Source organism: Winogradskyella aquimaris, from assembly GCF_042676105.1.
Lineage (GTDB): Bacteria > Bacteroidota > Bacteroidia > Flavobacteriales > Flavobacteriaceae > Winogradskyella > Winogradskyella aquimaris.
Genome location: NZ_JBHTJQ010000002.1, coordinates 332594 through 348236 on the forward strand (window position 1 = coordinate 332594; position 15643 = coordinate 348236).

11 protein-coding genes and 1 tRNA gene are annotated in these 15643 nt (G+C 37.7%); 9 read left to right on the forward strand and 3 right to left on the reverse strand.

What is annotated here, in order from left to right; translation table 11 throughout:
* Positions 1-35 precede the first annotated feature (35 nt).
* Together porN and ACFQ1K_RS02055 are read left to right on the forward strand one after the other, a co-directional pair.
* Positions 36-944, forward strand: a complete 909-nt coding sequence (porN, locus tag ACFQ1K_RS02050; RefSeq protein WP_320555324.1) for a type IX secretion system ring subunit PorN/GldN — start codon at positions 36-38, stop codon at positions 942-944.
* A gap of 65 nt (positions 945-1009) precedes the next feature.
* Positions 1010-2056, forward strand: coding sequence for an NAD(P)/FAD-dependent oxidoreductase (locus tag ACFQ1K_RS02055; RefSeq protein WP_320555323.1), 1047 nt, complete (start codon positions 1010-1012; stop codon positions 2054-2056).
* Here ACFQ1K_RS02055 and ACFQ1K_RS02060 read toward each other — a convergent pair.
* Positions 2046-2429, reverse strand: coding sequence for a DUF983 domain-containing protein (locus ACFQ1K_RS02060; RefSeq protein ID WP_320555322.1), 384 nt, complete (start codon positions 2427-2429; stop codon positions 2046-2048). The two genes, ACFQ1K_RS02055 and ACFQ1K_RS02060, sit on opposite strands and share 11 nt — an antisense overlap.
* Positions 2430-2539: 110 nt before the next feature.
* On the opposite strand from ACFQ1K_RS02060, the gene ACFQ1K_RS02065 reads away from it, so the two are divergent.
* The 7 genes from ACFQ1K_RS02065 (at position 2540) to ACFQ1K_RS02095 (ending at position 11512) form a co-directional block, all read left to right on the forward strand.
* Positions 2540-4450, forward strand: a complete 1911-nt coding sequence (locus ACFQ1K_RS02065) for an ABC-F family ATP-binding cassette domain-containing protein (protein WP_320555321.1) — start codon at positions 2540-2542, stop codon at positions 4448-4450.
* 73 nt (positions 4451-4523) lie between these two features.
* Positions 4524-5648 (forward strand): efflux RND transporter periplasmic adaptor subunit, encoded by a 1125-nt coding sequence (locus ACFQ1K_RS02070; protein WP_320555320.1) that lies wholly within the window; start codon positions 4524-4526, stop codon positions 5646-5648.
* Complete coding sequence (locus ACFQ1K_RS02075) at positions 5648-8848, forward strand: efflux RND transporter permease subunit (RefSeq protein ID WP_320555319.1); 3201 nt, start codon at positions 5648-5650, stop codon at positions 8846-8848. Before ACFQ1K_RS02070 ends, ACFQ1K_RS02075 begins: the two co-directional genes overlap by 1 nt.
* The gene (locus tag ACFQ1K_RS02080; RefSeq protein WP_320555318.1) at positions 8838-10154 is read left to right on the forward strand and encodes a TolC family protein; all 1317 of its coding nucleotides are present in this window, start codon (positions 8838-8840) and stop codon (positions 10152-10154) included. The genes ACFQ1K_RS02075 and ACFQ1K_RS02080 overlap by 11 nt, the downstream gene beginning before the upstream one ends.
* 13 nt (positions 10155-10167) lie before the next feature.
* Positions 10168-10350 (forward strand): CPXCG motif-containing cysteine-rich protein, encoded by a 183-nt coding sequence (locus tag ACFQ1K_RS02085; RefSeq protein ID WP_320555317.1) that lies wholly within the window; start codon positions 10168-10170, stop codon positions 10348-10350.
* Between the two features lie 130 nt (positions 10351-10480).
* Positions 10481-11323 carry a leucine-rich repeat domain-containing protein gene (locus ACFQ1K_RS02090; protein WP_320555316.1) on the forward strand — a complete coding sequence of 281 codons (843 nt, stop codon included), beginning with the start codon at positions 10481-10483 and terminating at the stop codon, positions 11321-11323.
* Positions 11324-11439: 116 nt separating this feature from the next.
* A tRNA-Met gene (locus ACFQ1K_RS02095) sits at positions 11440-11512 on the forward strand.
* A 35-nt stretch (positions 11513-11547) separates the two neighbouring features.
* Here the strand turns inward: ACFQ1K_RS02095 and ACFQ1K_RS02100 are convergent.
* Positions 11548-12921 (reverse strand): hypothetical protein, encoded by a 1374-nt coding sequence (locus tag ACFQ1K_RS02100; protein WP_320555471.1) that lies wholly within the window; start codon positions 12919-12921, stop codon positions 11548-11550.
* Between the two features lie 477 nt (positions 12922-13398).
* Positions 13399-15558, reverse strand: coding sequence for a S9 family peptidase (locus ACFQ1K_RS02105; RefSeq protein WP_320555315.1), 2160 nt, complete (start codon positions 15556-15558; stop codon positions 13399-13401).
* Between the last annotated feature and the right edge of the window lie 85 nt (positions 15559-15643).

A 15643-nucleotide genomic window follows, 5' to 3' on the forward strand; every position in this document is an offset into this window, starting at 1 on the left:
TTATAAAATAAGATTTAACCCAAATTATAATTGAGATGAAATTTAAAAGCTTTTTATATACCGGACTATTAGTTTTAGGAGTAAGCAGTGCTTATGCCCAAGCTAATATTCTAAATGCAAAAATACCTGAGGAAATCGGTATGAAAACTGAAGCTGAATTGCTTTTAGACAATGATCAACCGTTAGAGTATGGTTATGTAGGTGATAGGGATATCTTATTCTCTAAAATGATTTGGGAAAAAGTTGTTTTAGACGAACGCGTTAATTTTCCACTGTATTTTCCTGTTGATGCCAACTTAGGGGATGATCGTAAATCCCTATACCAAGTTTTAAAAGAGAATCTTGATAGTGGTATGATTTCAAAGGTTTATGCAGATTCTTATTTTACTGAAGAGCGTACACTTGAAGATTTAGAAGCGTCTTTGACGATGACCAGAATCACAGATGCTGGTATTGATTATATGAATGCTAATGGTGTTAGCGAATCTGAATTACCAGAGGAGTATGTGATAAGAAGATCCATAACACCAGCAGATATTAATTCTTATCTTGTCAAAGGTTTATGGTATTTTGATAAGCGTCAAGGTGAATTAAAGTATCGTATTTTAGGTATTGCACCAGCAGCACCTGATGTTAACTTTATAGACGAAGAGGGATCTGAAAATAGTGAACCAATTGCTATGTTTTGGGTATTCTTTCCAGAGGTAAGAGATATTTTACATGAAGCTAAGGCATTCAATAATAATAATAGTTCATCTCCAATATCTTTTGATCATTTATTAAATAGTCGTCGTTTTCATGGTATTATTTACAAGGAAGAAAACGTCTATGGCGATAGAGAAGTTAAAGAGTATATTGCTGATAATGCATTGATGCAGCTTTTGGAATCTGAACGTATTAAAGACAAAATCAGAGATTTTGAACAAGATATGTGGAGTTACTAAAAACTCATAAACATAAAGTATAAACGCTCACTTTTTAAGTGGGCGTTTTTTATTTTTGTAGGGTGATGAAAAATGTTGATTATATTGTTGTAGGTTGCGGTTTGGCAAGTGTCGCTTTTTGCGAGAAATTAAGAGCCAATAATAAATCATTTGTGCTTTTCGATGATGCTTCACAGCAGTCATCTATTGTGGCGGCAGGTTTGTATAACCCTGTCATTTTAAAACGGTTTACGGAGGTATGGAAAGCTAAGGAGCAGTTAGATATAGCTTTACCTGTTTATAACAAAATTGAAAAAGATTTAAATATTAAAATAGATTACAAGCTTCGTTTATTGAGAAGATTTTCGTCAATCGAAGAACAAAATCTTTGGTTCAACGCTTCTGATAAGTCCAAACTGGGACCCTATCTTTCAACACAACTCGTTAAAAACAATAATCTAGCTATCGATGCACCCTATGGTTTTGGAGAAGTTCTTCATGCAGGACGTTTGGATACCGAAAAACTTATAAATTCTTATAAGGATTTTAGCAAACAAGAGCAATGTTTAGTAGAATCTAGTTTTAGATATGAACGTCTTAGTATACAAGAGAACTCAATCCAATATGATGATATTAAAGCTAGACATCTTGTGTTTGCAGAAGGTTTTGGGGTAAAGAAAAATCCATACTTCAGTCATATTCCTTTAAACGGAACAAAAGGCGAGGTGTTAATTGTAAGAGCACCACAACTTAATATAGACTATGGTATAAAATCATCAGTGTTTATTATTCCAATCGGGAACGATTTATACACAGTAGGATCTACCTATAATTGGACGGACAAAAGTAATCGGCCAACAGAAGAAGGCAAAAATGAACTAGTTACTAAACTAAAGACATTTATAAAATGTGACTTCGAAATTGTACAGCATTTCGCAGGGATTCGTCCTACAGTAAAAGACAGGAGGCCTTTGGTTGGTAGACATCCTGAGCACCAAAATATATACGTTTTAAATGGACTTGGAACCAGAGGGGTGATGATTGCACCTTATGTTGCAGAAAAGTTATATTACTGTATAGAACATGGCGAACCTTTAGATATTGAAATAGATATAAAAAGATTTACTTCTTAGCAAGAGACTTGTCATAGCTCATGAAAATATTAATCCAAATATTTCTTGAGAGCCTCATGATTACAGGAAATAATAATACCAAAGTAAGTACGATACTAATAAAGGCTGTTGTAACTGAAGTTTCAAAAATTATATAACTAGTTATAAATGCGGCAACTGCGAATGCTATACCAACACCATAGCTCACATACATAGATCCATAAAAAAATGAAGGTTCCATTTGATATTTTGTTTTGCAATGCGAACAGTGGTCGTGCATTTTTAAAACTTGAGTAATGGCATAAGGATTCTTATTAATGTACATAGACTCATTGTGGCATTTTGGACAAACACCAAAAAGTATACTATATAATTTCATTCCTTTTCTAATCATAGCTAAAACCTTTATTTTTGCGTAATTAAGGCTTACAAATATAAGTTTTTACCATGCACCGACTGTAACTTTTGTGACAATAATAACGGTTGCAATATTTTAATAATACTATGCTAAATATCCATAATCTATCCATATCATTTCAAGGAAAATACCTCTTTGAAGACATCACCTTTAAACTAGGACTTGGAGACCGTGTTGGCCTTATTGGAAAAAATGGTGCAGGTAAATCTACTATGTTGCGGATACTGGCAAAAGAGCAAGAAGCAGATACCGGGCAAATAGCGACAGACAAGGACCTTAAAATTGGATTTTTAAAACAGGATATTGATTTCGATCATGGTAAGACGGTTCTAGAAGAAGCTTACGAGGCATTTAAGGACATAAAACAATGCGAAGCCAAATTAGCACATATTAATGAGCAACTGGCCGAACGAACGGATTATGAATCGGAATCTTATCACCAGCTTATGGTAGATTTGAATGAAATACAACACCAGTATGAAATTTTGGGTGGCTATAATTATCAAGGCGATACAGAAAAGATACTTCAGGGTTTGGGCTTTACGCGTCAAGATTTTAATAAGTTAACGGACACCTTTTCAGGTGGTTGGAGAATGCGTATTGAACTGGCAAAATTATTGCTTCAGAATAATGATTTATTGCTCTTGGATGAGCCTACGAATCACTTGGATATAGAATCCATCATTTGGTTGGAAAACTTCTTAAAATCCTATGCTGGCGCCATAGTTATTGTGTCACACGATAAGATGTTTTTGGATAATGTAACCAACAGGACCATTGAAATATCATTGGGTAGAATTTACGATTATAACAAGCCCTATACCAAGTTTTTAGAGTTGCGAAACGAAATGAAGGTACAGCAACTTGCTGCTCTAAAGAATCAGGAAAAGCAAATTCAGCAAACCGAAAAACTTATCGAAAAATTTAGAGCTAAAGCATCTAAAGCGACAATGGCGCAGTCACTTATTAAAAAGCTCGATCGAATGGAGCGTATTGAGGTAGATGAAGACGATAATAGTGTAATGACCTTAAACTTTCCGGTTTCTGTGACACCAGGAAAAGTAGTGGTTGAAATAGAAAACGTATCAAAACAGTATGGCAACTTAAAGGTGTTGAATAATGTTAGCTTAACGGTACCACGGGATGTGAAAACAGCTTTTGTAGGGCAAAATGGTCAAGGAAAATCCACCTTGGCAAAAATCATAGTTGGAGAAATTGATTATCAAGGAAAGGTTAATCTAGGGCATAATGTACAAATAGGTTATTTTGCTCAAAATCAGGCAGAGTATTTAGATGGAAATAAAACGGTTTTAGATACCATGATAGACGCTGCCAATGAGACCAATCGCAGTAAAGTACGTGATATTTTAGGAGCATTTTTATTTGGTGGAGATGAGGTAGAGAAATATGTTAAAGTGTTGTCTGGTGGTGAACGTAATCGATTGGCTTTAGCTAAGCTATTACTTCAACCTTTAAATGTTTTGATTATGGATGAGCCTACCAATCACCTAGACATTAAATCTAAGAATGTACTAAAAGATGCCCTAAAGAAGTTTGAAGGGACACTGATTTTAGTATCTCATGATAGGGATTTTCTTCAAGGGTTAACAGAAACGGTATATGAGTTTAAAGATCAAAATATCAAAGAGTATCTGGGTGATATCGATTTCTATTTAGAACAACGAAACATTCAGAATCTCAGAGAGGCTGAAAAGCGAACGGTTATTGAAGAGACACCTAAGGAAAGCAATAAACAAAACTACAAAGACCAGAAGAAAATAAAGTCTCTAAACAACAAACTCAGTAATGTTGAAGCTAAAATTAATCAGCTTGAAAAAGCTATAAAAGAAGATGATCATAGGTTAGAAACCGACTATGATAATACAGCTTTAAACCCTAAGTTTTTCGATGATTATCAAGAAAAAAAGAAAAATTTAGAGCAACTAATGGAAGATTGGGAAGATATTACCCTTCAATTAGAGGAGTTTTCATCATAACATTAAGATTATTTTAACGACATGGCGTCATACATAGAGGTAAATTTGCAGCTTATTAACTACCATCATTATTATGACCAGAAAAGTTATTCTTTCCGCTTTGGGTCTTGCCCTAATAATCGGAGCACTCTTTTTAGCGAAACATCTTATTGATTCAAAAAATAAACCTAAGCCAGTAGTACCAAAAGTGGTTAAGACGGTTTTGGTAGACACTGTTAAAAACACTACAATCCCTGTTGTAATTTCAGCGAACGGAAACCTTATGGCTAAGGAACGAGTTGAGTTGTATTCAGAAGTTCAAGGTATTTTTAGATCCGGGAGCAAACTATTTAAAGCGGGTCAAAAATATAATTCTGGTGAAACCTTGATACGTTTGGATGCTTCAGAATATTATGCTAGCGTACAATCCGCAAAAAGTAATCTATATAACAGTATTGCAGCAATCATGCCCGATTTAAGATTGGATTTTCCTGAGGTATACCCAAAATGGCAAGCGTATCTTAATAATTTCGATTTAAAGAACAACACACCAGAATTACCAGAGATGTCTGGTGAGAAAGAAAACTATTTTATTACAGGTCGAGGCATCATAAGTGCTTACTACAATGTTAAAAATTTAGAACAACGTTTAGCGAAGTATAGAATTGCTGCACCCTTTACAGGAATACTAACGGAAGCATTGGTCACAGAAGGTACACTTGTGAGAAGTGGACAAAAGTTGGGTGAATTTATTAATCCCTCTGTATATGAAATGCAGGTAGCCGTTAGCAAATCTTATGCAGATGTAATTAAAGAGGGAGCAAAAGTAGAGTTGAGTAATCTAGAAAAGACAAAAAACTACCAAGGCGTTGTAGCCCGCGTAAATGGTAGCATAGATCCTACAACACAAACCATTACGGCGTTTGTTGATGTAAAGCATGAAGACCTTAAAGAAGGCATGTATTTAGAAGCCAATCTAAATGCTGAGAATGTTGATGATGCTATTGAAATAGACAGAAACTTATTGTTGGACAGTCAGGAAATTTATGTGGTTAAGGACAGTCTTCTAGACGTTATTCCTGTTAAACCAGCTCACTTTTCTGATAGAACAGTGGTTTTAAAGGATATACCCAACGGAACTGTCATTTTAAGAAAGCCGGTACCTGGTGCTTATGCAGGTATGCAAGTAAAAGCTGCAACAACTGATAATGCCGAGTAATGAGAAAGATTATTGAATATTTTATTAGATATCACGTTGCAGTCAACGTTTTTATTATCGCCTTTTTTGTTTTTGGAATTATAGGTGCACTATCTCTTAGATCTTCATTTTTTCCTTTGGTAGATTCAAAAATCATTAACATTGCTATTACCTATCCTGGTGCTTCTCCTCAGGAAATTGAAGAAGGTATTGTACTTCAAATTGAAGATAATCTCAAAGGTTTAAAAGGAATTGATAGAGTTACTTCAACTTCTAGGGAAAACAGTGGAACCATAACTGTTGAAATCGAAAAAGGTGAAAATCTTGATTTCATGCTACTCGAGGTCAAAAATGCGGTAGACCGAGTGCCATCCTTTCCAACAGGTATGGAACCTTTAGTGGTTTCGAAACAAGAAGCTATTAGAGAAACCATTTCTTTTGCAGTGAGTGGTAAGGACATTCCTTTAGCCACTTTAAAACAATTGGCAAGACAAGTTGAAACCGATTTAAGGGCTATTGATGGGATTTCTCAAATAGAGATTTCTGGATTTCCGGATGAAGAAATCGAAATTGCGGTCAATGAAACCGATTTGCTGGCCTATAACTTGACCTTTAACGATGTTGCCACCGCTGTAAGTAATTCAAATATTTTGGTAACTGGTGGAAATGTAAAAACGGTTGCCGAAGAGTATTTAATTAGAGCAAATAATAGGGAATATTACGGTAAGGAACTATCTAATATTATTGTAAAAGCATCAACAGACGGAAAAGTTGTTCGTCTTAAAGATGTCGCCATCATTAGAGATCGTTTTTCCGAAACACCAAATGCTACTTATTTTAATCAGGAATTGGCAGTTAATATTTCTATAACCAGTACCAATAACGAAGATTTAATTAGCTCGGCAGATAAAGTAAAGGAATACATAGAAGAATACAATCAAAAGTATACCAATGTTCATCTTAGTGTGGTTAGGGATTTATCCATTACACTGAACCAGAGAACGCAATTATTAACAGAAAATGCGATTATTGGTATGCTATTGGTCTTGGTATTTTTATCAATTTTCTTAAATACCAGGCTAGCCCTTTGGGTGGCCTTTGGCTTACCAATTTCTTTCTTGGGAATGTTCATTTTTGCTGGCCAGTTTGATGTTACCATAAACGTATTGTCACTTTTTGGAATGATTATCGTAATTGGTATACTGGTAGATGATGGAATTGTTATTGCTGAAAATATCTATCAACATTACGAAAAAGGAAAGAAACCGATACAAGCAGCAATTGATGGAACTCTAGAGGTAATCCCACCTGTGGTTTCTGCGATTACAACCACTGTTTTGGCCTTCTCTTTGTTTTTCTTTTTAGAAAGTAGAATTGGTGAATTTTTCAGTGAGGTTTCGGTGATCGTAATATTAACCTTAGTGGTGTCGCTGATTGAAGCATTAATCATTCTTCCTGCCCATTTAGCACATTCAAAAGCTTTACGGATCAAGAAGGAAGAACGACACAGTAAGAAATCATCAAACGGCTTTTTCGCTTTTATGCGTGGATTAAACAAGGGTGGTGATCGCTTTATGTCTTATTTGAGAGATCGGATATATGCGCCTACCTTAAAGTTTGTCATGGAATTTAAGCTATTAGCCCTTGGTATTTTTGTAGCACTTTTAGTCCTTACGTTCGGTTCGCTTGGTGGTGGTATTATTGGTATTACGCTTTTTCCTAGAATAGCCAGTGATGCCGCTAATATAGAATTGGTAATGCCAGCGGGTACTAATGTTAGGGTAACAGATTCTATCATTTCTATGATTGAAGAAAAATCTTTTATCGTTAATGAGGAACTTACCGAAAAGTATTTAAAAGGCACTGGTAAACAACTGTTTGAAAATACCATCGTCTCAATAAATAGTAGTTCCTCTGCTAACCTAAGAATCAATTTGTTACCAGGTGAAGAGCGTCCAGATGAAATACAAGCCTTTTTAATTACTAAGCGTTTAGAAGAATTGGTTGGTCCTGTAATTGGGACAGAACGATTGATTTATGGTTCGGGAGGCAACTTTGGTGGTAATCCGGTTTCGGTATCGCTACTAAGTAACAATATCAAAGAATTAAAAGCGTCTAAGGAAGAACTTAAAAAATACTTACAGTCTAATCCATTATTAAAGGATATTGGCGATAATGATCCTGCAGGAATTAAGGAAATACGATTAGAACTTAAGGAAAGTGCTTATTTATTAGGGCTGGATTTAAGAACGGTTATGTCTCAAGTACGTTCTGGGTTTTTTGGTGCGCAGGCACAGCGTTTTCAGCGTGGGCAAGACGAAATTAGAGTTTGGGTGCGCTATGATAAAAACAACCGAAGCTCCATTAACGATTTAGACGATATGCGCATCGTAACACCAACAGGTGAGCGTGTAACGTTAAAAGATATCGCTACTTACAGTATTGAGCGCGGTGATGTGGCCATCAACCATTTAGAGGGTAAACGCGAAATTCAGGTCTATGCCGACTTAAAGGATCCTAGTACGAGTAATACGGATATCCTTGAGGATATTCAAGAGAATTTTATACCGCAGTTACAGTCTAAATATCCTACAATCAACGCTTCTTTCGAAGGACAGAGTAGAGAAGCTAATAAATTAAATTCATCATTAAAAGCAGCTGGAATTCCAATTCTGATTTTAATTTATATTACCATTGCCTTCACCTTTAGAAGTTACTCACAACCCTTGTTGCTAATCTTGTTAATTCCTTTCAGCTTAACAGCAGTAGCTTGGGGTCACTGGTTGTTAGGATTTCCGGTTAATATACTCTCGCTTTTAGGAATTATTGCTCTAATAGGCATTATGGTTAATGACGGGCTGGTGCTCATAGGTAAGTTTAATAGTAATTTAAAGGAAGGGATGAAGTTTGACGAAGCCCTTTCCGAAGCAGGAAAGTCACGTTTTAGAGCCATCTTTTTAACCTCATTGACCACCATAGCTGGTTTAGCACCTTTATTATTGGAAAAGAGTAGGCAGGCACAATTTTTAAAACCAATGGCCATTTCTATTTCTTTTGGTATTGCATATGCTACAATTTTAACCTTGTTGGTATTACCATTATTCTTGTCGTTTAGTAACAATATTAAAAAGAATACCAAATGGCTAGCCACAGGTGACGAGGTGTCTAAAGAAGAGGTTGAACGCGCTATAAAAGAACAAAATGAAGGACATGAGCACTAAACAGATCTTGATAGTATTAGCAGTTTTGTGCGGTATTAATTTGCAGGCACAACAAGTGTTAACTAAGGAAGAGGCCGTCTCAAAAGCTTTAGAAAATAATTATGGCGTACAGATTGCCAAAAATGACGTTGCAGTTGCGGAAAATAATACCAGTATCCTGAACTCTGGGTATTTACCAACGGTTACTGGTAGTGCAGGTGCAACATTTAATATAGATAACACAGAAGCTGAATTTGCTAACGGAGAAAGTACTGTTTTAAATGGTGCGGAAAGTTCAAGGTATAATGCTAGTGTTAGTGTAAACTATACGTTGTTTGATGGTTTAGGAAGACGTTATAATTACAAACGTCTAAAAGAGCAATATCAATTAACAGAGCTACAAGCTAGAGAGACCATAGAAAATACAATTATTCAGATGTTTTCGGTGTATTATAATGTGGCTCAATTAACGGATAACCTTAAAACACTAACAGAAACCTTAAATGTGACCAAGGATCGATTGGTAAGGGCAAAATATCAGTTTGAATATGGCCAAAACACCAAATTGGAGGTTTTAAATGCTGAAGTTGATATTAATAACGACAGTATTAACATCATTAATGTAAAGCAACAATTAAAAAATGCTAAACGCGATTTAAAGTTGGTATTAGGAGAAACGTATACCGAAGATTTTGATGTCGAAACGGAAGTAGACTTTAGGCTTCAATTTCAAAAGGACAGTTTATTTCAGCAGGCCAAGACGCGCAATGTGGCCTTGCTTCAAACAGAGAAAAATATTGCCATAAGTAAGTTGGATATCAATTCTGGCAAATCCGCTTATTTACCAACCATTGGTCTGTCAGGTACTTATGGATGGAATACAAACAATAACAATGCGGCTGCTTTCGTAGCGGTTTTAACAAATACAGGTTTGTCTGGTGGATTGAATTTGAGTTGGAATCTTTTTGATGGCGGATCAACAATTAACAGAGTCAGGAATGCCAAGATTAATCTAGAAACCCAACAACTCCAAAAAGAAAATATACTTTTAAGTATTGAGCGCGATTTTAATAATGCCTGGGACGATTACATGAATAAGTTAGAGATTTATAATATTCAGGAAAAAAATATTGTGACAGCCCAAAACAATTTTGAAAGAACCCAGGAAAAGTTCAAAATAGGTCAAGTGAATTCTATCGAGTTCAGACAGGCACAAATCAACCTATTAACGGCAGAATTAAGCCGTAGCCAAGCAAAATACGATGCCAAATTGGCTGAGCTTACGCTGCTTCAAATCAGTGGTGAATTATTGAATGTTCAGTTTTAAAAAGCGTTTTTAAATGGAAGAATATTTTTTTCAATGTCCTTACTGTTGGGAAGAAATTTCAATGCTCGTGGATGTGTCCCAAAGTCAGCAAAGCTATATCGAAGATTGTGAAGTTTGCTGTAATCCCATTCAAATTTCAGTACTTACCGAAGCCCAAGACATTGTTAATTTTCGAGCTGAAAGTATTGAGCAATAGTAAACTTTAATATACTGATTATCAATATGTTAAATTTTAAGACCTTGTAGTTCATCGAAAAAATTTGCAGTTTAAGGTCTAAGCCACTATATTCGAGTAGTTTATGTGCCCCTCCACAAATCTAGCTATTATGAAAACTTTAAAAATAACCCTACTATGTTGCTTGCTTTCTGCATTTACATTTGCCAGCGTCTCTCAAAACCAAAGAGACGCACTAGTAGCACTTTACAATGCAACTAATGGTAATTCTTGGAATAATTCATGGGATTTAGATAAGCCAGTTACTGACTGGCACGGTTTAACCATTGAGAACGACAATATCGTTGCTATTAGTCTTAGCTTTAATAACCTCAGAGGTAATTTACCGAGCGACATTTCAAAGCTTACACACTTAAGACATTTAAATTTAGCATTTAATAAATTGGAAGGTGAGTTACCAGAGTCGATAACAGAACTTACAAGTTTAGAATCAATACAACTCTTTTCTAACAATTTTTCAGGTTCAATCCCATCTGATATTGGTAACCTTGAAAATCTTAAGGTATTAGAGTTATTCAATAATAATCTTTCTGGTGAGATTCCAGTTTCTATTGGGCAACTCGTCCAGTTAGAAAATTTGAATCTCAGCAGTAATCGATTGATCGGAAAGTTGCCAACGACAATAACAGAGCTTAGTGCTCTCAAAGTTTTAAGTGTATTTGATAATAATTTATTGGGAACCATTCCATCCTCTATCGGTGAGTTAAGTCAATTAGAAGAATTGGTGTTATCTAACAATGCCTTTTATGGTAACCTGCCTAGTGAATTGGCACAATTATCAAATCTAAAAACATTGTTGTTGAGCAATAACGGATTTAAAGGAAATTATGCTTCTTTAAAAGACCAGTTGCCTAGTATCGTAGATTTTGATCTAGACGAAGTTAATATGAAAGGGGCTTTAGCAACATTGGATACTGAGGAAGGTGAAGATTAAGATTTATTAATTATACAATAGTTACAAATATTACAAAGTGTTCAATTGAATTGAACACTTTTTTGTTTCAAAAACTTGCTAAAACTAAAAAGGGTTGTATATTTGCAGTCCAATATCGCGGGATAGAGCAGTAGGTAGCTCGTCGGGCTCATAACCCGAAGGTCACTGGTTCGAGTCCAGTTCCCGCTACAACAAGCCAAATACGAAAGTGTTTGGCTTTTCTTTTATTCATATATGATTTTCAAATGATCATTTGAGCCTGTCATTTGCCATTGCCCTAAGGCCATTGGGATATTGCCCATCGTATTTATGGTATCAAAAAAATCTCTCAAAACGAAGGTTTTGTTTTGAGACTCAAGTATTCTTGCATATTCGGCTAATGAATTTTCCATTAAATATTTACCAATAATATAACTGGTGCCATATCCCGGTTGTCGTAAATATAAGTGCTGCTCAAAAATGAGGAGTTCTTTTTCTGTTTTCATCCAACCTCTAGGAGTGTACTCACTATGAATTCCACCAGCCTCTTCCATCGTCATTTGATTGGCATGCGCATATAATGAACCTAAGCCCCTGGCTGCACGCTGCGCAATCAGGATGTAAACTATCTCTTTAGTTCTCGGACTGTCTTTATATAAACCAGCCTGCATAAACATTTCTTCTACTGCCGTAGCCACCCCTTCGTTTCTTGAGTCGAAAATATTGTATAGTAACGGACCTTTTCTAATCTCACTCTTGTGCGGTTCATTATCCATTCTCGCCAATTCAAACCAATGATAAAAATGTGAGTATAAGGGTCTAGGATCATAGTGTGCCCCAATCCAAAAGAAGTTGCGTGTTTCCTTTGGCACGTAGCTTCCTAAATGTTCGCGTAAGGCAGGTTCAAAGTACGGTTTAACGGTCACAATTTCTTGATCTTCAAGGAAAGTCAACAAGCTTTTTGACGCAGCTTCAGCCATTTGTTCATAGACTTCAGGGGAATCGGCATCGACTAATTTTGGTAAGTTTCTGTTTTTATGCTCTTCTAATTTTAAGGAAGACCAGGCCCGCGCGAGTTCTCTTTTGAGAATCATCACTTCATCTTCCCAGCTTAAGGGCACGAGGTGCACATTCTGCATGTACCAAGTGTAATTGTCTTTGCCTATACCCGAAGGCCCTGTCTTAGATTTGGACTCTGTAATCAACCAACTTGCAAGATCCTTTGTAGATTCGATGGATTCATCAATAAGGCTCATTAGCTCTGTATTATCCTGAATGGAAACCTCCTTTTTCAGTACGGCAAGATCTGTCGCCTGGGTTTCAATATCTCTGATTCCTGCCACCCAAAGGTCTCTTGCATTGCCGGTAAGATTTTTCTTTGCTTGCTTATTTAGGGGCACAATTACTTTCAAGTCTTTTATCAGCCGTTCTCTTTCTTCCGGCGATAACGGAAAGGAATAGGTCCAAAGTTCTGTTGTAGCGTGATGTGTTGGACCTTCATGTGCAGGTACATCACTTCTATAAGTCCAAACCGTTTTATAAAAAGCAGGATCACGCGTCCAAGGTTTCAAGATGCGGTGATTAAAGTCATAACCATTCATCTCAGCCCACACGATCATCCAGTCCACCTTATTTGCTACTGACCAATTGGTGGTGTCTATTTTATTTAAGCTTTGCTGTAATTCGATAAACTGTGGCCAGCGTTGCTCAAAAGTTTTTGCAGTATAATCTGGGGCTCCATTGAGGAGCGGAGGCTTTTCAAACGTTCTCCATTCCTTGAATAAGGCAACCAAATCTTCATAATCGTTAGAAGTGAAGTTTGCAGTTTTAGCTGAGCTTTGAGCTGTTTTTTCTTCCTGTTTAGTTTGGCAGCTGACGAATATTAAGAAGAAGAGGCAAAGAATAAGGCTATTTGTTCTCATAGGTTTGTGTACTAATTTATATGGCTTATTTGAATGTTGACAACATTACTTTAAAAGAAAGGAAGATATGCATTTTTTATGATCATTGTTTTAAATCTTAATTTACCATTATCAGTAGGCAAGGAGAGCGATTTCAGTGTGCTCAAAACCTCTAACAAAAGTTCTTGCAAATAGCTAATCTGTCGACATGCCTAGGTGTCGGTCAAAGTATTCGATTAGTTTACCAAACAGGTAGCGATCGTAATACCGCTCACGGCTCCATCCATGCGTTGCACCTGGAGCAAAGACAAAGTCGAAGTCCTTACCTTGTTTAATGAGTTCTTCAGCTAACACCGCCGTTGTCTTGAATGGTACCACATGGTCTTGTAGCCCATGGATAAACAGGAGTTTATCCTCCAGATTCTTTGCATAGTTGAGCGCTTTTCTTTCAAAAATCTGAGGGTGTGTCTGTGGGCGCCTAACAATAGCCACGTCGTCTGTGCCGAAGAACATCGGGTCAACAGCCGCTGCTGCTGCAATACCCACCTGAAATAAGCCAGGCTTCATTAACAGCGAGTATACGGAGAGTGTGCCACCGTAACTGCTACCCCAGATACCGATGCGATCGGGATCTACATAATCTAGCGACTCCATGTAAGCAACGGCGCTTGCATAATCCTCAATATCCTGGTCGGCAAAGCCTAGAAGAAACTCTTCACGAAATGCCCGACCATAACCATTGCTACCACGTGAATCTATTTGAACGATAATATAGCCCTTTTTAACCAACAGCTGCTGTACAAGGCTGTAGTTACCGGCCCAGCGGTTTCTCGCTGTATTTGAATACACAGGCCCAAACAGCACCGGATACTTCTTACCGGGCTGCATGTTGGTAGGTTTCAGAATCCGGGCATGGAGGGTGTAGTCATCAACCAGGCTAGGGAAACTAACGTATTCCGCAGCCGTCCAAGTTCGCTCTGTGAAGGCGGGCAATGGTGAGTGGGTTACTCGCGTAGCGTCACCATTTTCGCTGCTTACCACGTAAAGCTCCTGCGGTGATATGTCGTTACTATGCAAAAAAGCCAATTGCTTACCATCAGGTGAGGGGTATCCAACGTTTCGTCCTGCAAGACGTGTCATCTGTTTGGGTTTGCCACCAGACATATCCAATCGATATACATGATGTTCATACGGATTTACGCCGTTACCTTCATAAAACAGTGCATCACCAGCAATACTTGGGACAGATAGCACATCGTATGATGGATCTGTCAGGAGCTGTGGATGATCCTCAGCCTTTGAGGGATCGATTGTATAAAGGCCATATCGATCACCCATATCGCTTAAGAAAACGACCTTCTTACCATCCGGATGCCAGTTAGATCCAAAGGATGTGTACATGCGGCTCTCCCGAACACCGCGCCAAATCTCACGTAGCTTGCTTTCCCCAGGTTTTACAATGTACAGCTTACGTTCAACTGCTGTGTCGGATGCGGTATCAACTAGCAATGTACCACTCGGTGACCAGTTAAAGTCAATTACTTGGTTGGCGTGTGGGTCTGGCAAATTAAGGTAGGTAATGTTGCCGCTTTCTACATCGAGCAGGCCAACCTTACGAATTTCGTTAGGGTCACCCGGGTAACTTCTTCTTACCTTGTTAGGGTCGGTTTCATCTGCAAGGTAGTTTGGGAATGGTACTTTTCGCATCTCGCGTCGGTCAACGACATGAAATGCTATTGTCTTGCCATTAGGGGACCACTTGTAAGTAGGTCCACTCCAAATGCCTGGACCGATTTCTCGTTCCGGTCGGCTATAGCGTCCCTTTGGTAGGTTCGAGAGACTGGAGATACCGATTTCGGTAAGCTGATGATTCTGTTTGGTAGCGAAGTCAGCAAGCCACAGGTCTCCGTTTGCTATATAGGTTGCTTTGTTGCCGATTGGCGATATTGAGAGGTTATGTGCACCTGCCTCAACGGGTAAAAACTGGAGATCTTCTCCTTGGCTTAGTGATGTCTTCCATAGGTTGTTAGCTCGCAGGCTAACAATTGTGTTTGAGTCGGTCCAGACAATTTCTCGGACTGTCTCGGATGCTGTATTGGAGCTAAGGCGCACTTTCTTCCCATCGCTTGTAGATACCCAGAGACCACGCCCAGGATTTCCTGGTTCACTCCAGGAAAAGGCGAAGTGCTCGCTATTCGGTGACCATATAGGTCGGGACGGGCTTGTTCCCGTCAGTTTTGGTGTTGCGAAAATTTCATCAAGGGTGAGCTCACCTCTCTGCGCTGTGACTGTTGTGGGTAGAACCATGAGTAAGGCTAGCAGTACCCATATTTGCCAATACGATATCTGTTTCATTTTTTTCTTAATAAATGTCTAGTAAAATATTCTTAAACTACTCAAAATAACCTTCTATCCATTAGATAGCCCACTTCCTGAATCT

Coding starts and splice junctions, on each gene's coding strand:
- porN (WP_320555324.1), top strand. CDS start 36: ATGAAATTTAAAAGCTTTTTATATACCGGACTATTAGTTTTAGGAGTA.
- ACFQ1K_RS02055 (WP_320555323.1), top strand. CDS start 1,010: ATGAAAAATGTTGATTATATTGTTGTAGGTTGCGGTTTGGCAAGTGTC.
- ACFQ1K_RS02060 (WP_320555322.1), bottom strand. CDS start 2,429: ATGATTAGAAAAGGAATGAAATTATATAGTATACTTTTTGGTGTTTGT.
- ACFQ1K_RS02065 (WP_320555321.1), top strand. CDS start 2,540: ATGCTAAATATCCATAATCTATCCATATCATTTCAAGGAAAATACCTC.
- ACFQ1K_RS02070 (WP_320555320.1), top strand. CDS start 4,524: ATGACCAGAAAAGTTATTCTTTCCGCTTTGGGTCTTGCCCTAATAATC.
- ACFQ1K_RS02075 (WP_320555319.1), top strand. CDS start 5,648: ATGAGAAAGATTATTGAATATTTTATTAGATATCACGTTGCAGTCAAC.
- ACFQ1K_RS02080 (WP_320555318.1), top strand. CDS start 8,838: ATGAGCACTAAACAGATCTTGATAGTATTAGCAGTTTTGTGCGGTATT.
- ACFQ1K_RS02085 (WP_320555317.1), top strand. CDS start 10,168: ATGGAAGAATATTTTTTTCAATGTCCTTACTGTTGGGAAGAAATTTCA.
- ACFQ1K_RS02090 (WP_320555316.1), top strand. CDS start 10,481: ATGAAAACTTTAAAAATAACCCTACTATGTTGCTTGCTTTCTGCATTT.
- ACFQ1K_RS02100 (WP_320555471.1), bottom strand. CDS start 12,921: ATGATCGTGTGGGCTGAGATGAATGGTTATGACTTTAATCACCGCATC.
- ACFQ1K_RS02105 (WP_320555315.1), bottom strand. CDS start 15,558: ATGAAACAGATATCGTATTGGCAAATATGGGTACTGCTAGCCTTACTC.